General features: G+C 72.8%; 5 protein-coding genes. 3 read left to right on the forward strand and 2 right to left on the reverse strand.

All coding sequences use genetic code 11. The annotated features are described in order from the left end of the window. Positions 1-87 precede the first annotated feature (87 nt). Together F8279_RS30410 and F8279_RS29400 are read right to left on the reverse strand one after the other, a co-directional pair. Entirely contained in the window at positions 88-234 is a 147-nt protein-coding gene (locus F8279_RS30410) for a hypothetical protein (RefSeq protein WP_013285352.1), read from the reverse strand. 92 nt (positions 235-326) lie between these two features. Then, a complete protein-coding gene (locus F8279_RS29400; RefSeq protein ID WP_151501683.1) occupies positions 327-1,172 on the reverse strand; it encodes a peptidase M23 in 846 nt (281 codons plus the stop codon). 394 nt (positions 1,173-1,566) lie between these two features. Here F8279_RS29400 and F8279_RS29405 point away from each other — a divergent pair, with 394 nt between their 5' ends. From F8279_RS29405 to F8279_RS29415, 3 genes are all read left to right on the forward strand, one after another. Continuing rightward, a complete protein-coding gene (locus F8279_RS29405; protein WP_091423861.1) occupies positions 1,567-2,487 on the forward strand; it encodes a proteasome assembly chaperone family protein in 921 nt (306 codons plus the stop codon). A gap of 37 nt (positions 2,488-2,524) precedes the next feature. Then, the gene (locus F8279_RS29410; protein WP_151501684.1) at positions 2,525-3,322 is read left to right on the forward strand and encodes an exodeoxyribonuclease III; all 798 of its coding nucleotides are present in this window, start codon (positions 2,525-2,527) and stop codon (positions 3,320-3,322) included. 25 nt (positions 3,323-3,347) lie between these two features. Next, on the forward strand, positions 3,348-3,649 hold a 302-nt coding region (locus F8279_RS29415; protein WP_151501685.1), incomplete at its 3' end, for an antibiotic biosynthesis monooxygenase.

Consider the following 3,649-nt stretch of genomic DNA (forward strand, 5'->3'; position numbering starts at 1 on the left):
CCTCCGTGACCGACCCCGCCCCCGTCGAGGGGGGCGGGGTCGGTCACGAAGGGCTCCGGAGGGCTCGTGCGGCGGGGGTGACGCGGGTCAGCGCCGGCGCGACTGCAGCCGGTTCGCGATCTGCCGCAGCCGGGCCTGGTTCTCCGGCTTCGACATCTCACGCCGGCCGCGGTCGACCAACTGCTGGCCCCGCGGCGACCGCAGGAAGGCGGTGATCCGTTGCATCAGCGACATGGTGTCCTCCGTCCCGCGGTCCCCTTCATGTGTACCTGGGACCGGCAAGTCCCTGATACCCGAATCGGCCCTTCGGCAACCACCCGTCCGGGTCAGCCCAGGATCTCGGCCACCACCTCGCCGGCCCGCCACTCGTGCTGGGCGTACGCGTCCGGGAACGCCGAGATCTGCACCGCCTGCGCGGCGACCGAGAGCGGCAGGTCCTTCCAGCCGGGGATCTCCGCCAGCGCGGACAGGAACGCCTTCGTCGCGTACTCGGGGTCCATGAGCTGCTCGACGGTGCCCCAGCCGCTGCTCGGACGCTGCTGGAACAACCCGACCGAGTCGTGGTCCCAGCCGATGGCCTGGTGCGGGTAGCTCTGCGACTCGGGCAGCACGCCGCTGGCGTAGTTGAGCAGGGTGCTCTCCTGCATGGCGGTCGCCACCGCGATGACCAGGGCGCGGCGCGGCATGCCCATCTCCTTGCCGGCCTGCACGATCTTCTTGGCGTTGTTCATCTGGGTACGGTCCAGGCCGGCGACCGGAACGATCTGCCGGACCGTCTTCTTCGGCTTGGGCTTGGCGGTCGCCTTCGGGCTCGCCGTCGCGGACGGGGCGGCGCTGGGGGTGGCGGGGGCGGTGCTCGGCCGGGCCATCGCCCGGGAGGCCGGGTCGACCGCCGCGCGCTCGGCGACCTCCGCCGAGGGTGCCGGGTCGGCGGCGCGGTCCGGGGCGCCGATGCCGGCCTGGCTGACGCCGACCAGGCCCAGGCAGCAGGCCGCGCCCGTGGCGACCGCCAGCTTCGTCCGGCCGGGCCGGGGGTTCATCGGTGCCCAGAAGCGGGTACGCCGGGCCAGTCCCCGGAGTGCGGCCAACCGGTTGGCGGAGGGGGTATCGTCCGAACGGTCAGCCGGCCGGCCGGAGCCGTTCGGGTCGTCGAGGTTGCCGTCGTTACGCATCCGACGAGGCTAGGCAGGGCAAACCGGGATCACCCAGGCCCAAAAGGTGGTCCTCGCCACACTTCGGCTGCCGCAACCCCGGCACCGCGCCACAGCCCGCCGCAAGGCGCGACAGACCTCGGGAACCGGGCCAATCACCCTTGCGCCCGGGGCGGCCGCGACGCGGGTACGAACCTCCGCAGACCTCCCGGTCCCGCCCGATGATCGACTAACTCGTCCGTTCGGACGATCGGGATATCGGTCGCCGGACCGGGGCGTAGCCGAATCGTGATCATCATCCGGGCATCGGATGTGGCCGTAACGGAATGGACCACCCGCCCCGGTACGTTGGCGGAACCGGGGAGACCGCACGCACGGCGCTCCCCCGTACGCGTCGACAGGGAGGACCCCACCGGTGCTCGATCCACACGAGCTCTACGAACTCACCGACGAGCTGCCCGAGCTCGGCCAGCCGGTGCTGATCCAGGCGCTCACCGGCTTCGTCGACGCCGGCAACGCCACCCGGCTGGCCCGGGAACAGCTGCTCACCTCGCTCGACGCCCGGGTGATCGCCCGCTTCGACGTCGACCAGGTCTTCGACTACCGCTCCCGCCGCCCGGTGATGACGTTCGTCGAGGACCACTGGGAGTCCTACGACGCCCCGGCGCTGGAGCTGCACCTGCTGCGCGACGACGACGAGACCCCGTTCCTGCTGCTCACCGGCCCCGAGCCGGATCTGCAGTGGGAGCGTTTCGTGGCCGCCGTCGCCGGGCTCTGCGCCCGCCTCGACGTGCGGCTCACCGTAGGGCTCAACTCGATCCCGATGGCGGTGCCGCACACCCGGCCCAGCGGCGTCACGGCGCACGCCACCCGCAAGGAGCTGATCGCCGGGCACGAGCCGTGGCTGCAGAAGGTGCAGGTGCCGGCCGGCGTCGGTCACCTGCTGGAGTACCGCCTCGGCGAGCAGGGGCGCGACGCCCTCGGCTTCGCCGCGCACGTGCCGCACTACGTGGCCCAGGCCGAGTACCCGGCCGCCGCCGAGGCTCTGCTGTCCGCCGTGTCCCGCAGCACCGGCCTGCTGCTACCCGTCGAGGCTCTGCGGACCTCCGCCGAGGCGGTCCGGGTGGAGATCGACCGTCAGGTCACCCAGACCGAGGAGGCGGCGACGCTGGTCCAGGCGCTGGAGGAGCAGTACGACGCGTTCGCCCGTGGCCGGGGCGAGAAGAGCCTGCTCGCCGGCGAGACCGGGCCGCTGCCCACCGCCGACGAGCTCGGTGCCGAGCTGGAACGCTTCCTCGCCGAGCAGACCCGCCCTGGCGACACCCCGGAGCGCTGACCGGGCGGGGCGGGCGGGGATGCGGCAGGCTGGGGGCATGCGCCTGGCGACCTGGAACGTCAACTCGGTGAAGGCCCGCCTGCCCCGGCTGCTCGACTGGCTGGCCACCACGAAGCCCGACGTCGTGTGCCTGCAGGAGACCAAGTGCCCCGACGGGGCGTTCCCGGTTGCCGAGGTGGGCGAGATGGGCTACGAGGTGGCCAGCCACAGCGACGGGCGATGGAACGGCGTCGCGGTGCTGTCCCGGGTCGGGCTTGCCGACGTGGCGGTCGGCTTCCCGGGCGAACCCGGGTTCCCCGAGCCCGAGGCCCGTGCCATCTCGGCCACCTGCGACGGGCTGCGGGTCTGGTCGGTGTACGTGCCGAACGGCCGCGCACCGGACGACCTGCACTACGCGTACAAGCTGGCCTGGTTCGCGGCGCTGCGCGACGCCCTCGAACCGGAGGTCGCCGGCGCGCTGCCGGTGGCCGTGTGCGGTGACTTCAACGTGGCGCCCACCGACGCCGACGTCTGGGATCCCGCGCTGTTCGTCACCTCCACCCACGTCACCCCGGCCGAGCGGGCCGCCCTGGCCGCGTTGCGCGACCTGGGACTGGAGGACGTGGTGCCGACGCCGATGAAGGGGCCGCACCCGTTCACGTACTGGGACTACCGGGCCGGGATGTTCCACCAGAACAAGGGCATGCGGATCGACCTGGTGTACGCCAGCGCGTCGTTCGCCCGCGCGGTCCGCTCCGCGTACGTGGACCGGGAGGCCCGCAAGGGCAAGTGCCCCTCCGACCACGCCCCGATCGTGGTCGACGCGGACCTGGCACCGGCCGTCGAGACGTTCTGAGTCCGAGGCTGGTTAGGGTGGACGTATGGCTGTCGTGAAGATCAACGCGATCGACGTCCCGCCCGGCGCCGGCGAGGAGCTGGAGAAGCGGTTCGCGGCCCGGGCCGGCGCGGTGGAGAACTCCCCCGGCTTCCTCGGCTTCGAGCTGCTGCGCCCGGTCGCCGGGGACACCCGCTACTTCGTGTACACGCGCTGGGAGAGCGAGGAGGCGTACCAGGCGTGGGCGCAGGGCCCGTCCCGGGCCGCGCACGCCGAGGGCGGCGAACCCCGCAAGCCCGTCGCCACCGGCGCCACCCTGCTGGAGTTCGAGGTGGTCCAGCAGGTCCC

This window comes from Micromonospora sp. AMSO1212t (genome assembly GCF_008868145.1).
Lineage (GTDB): Bacteria > Actinomycetota > Actinomycetes > Mycobacteriales > Micromonosporaceae > Micromonospora > Micromonospora tulbaghiae.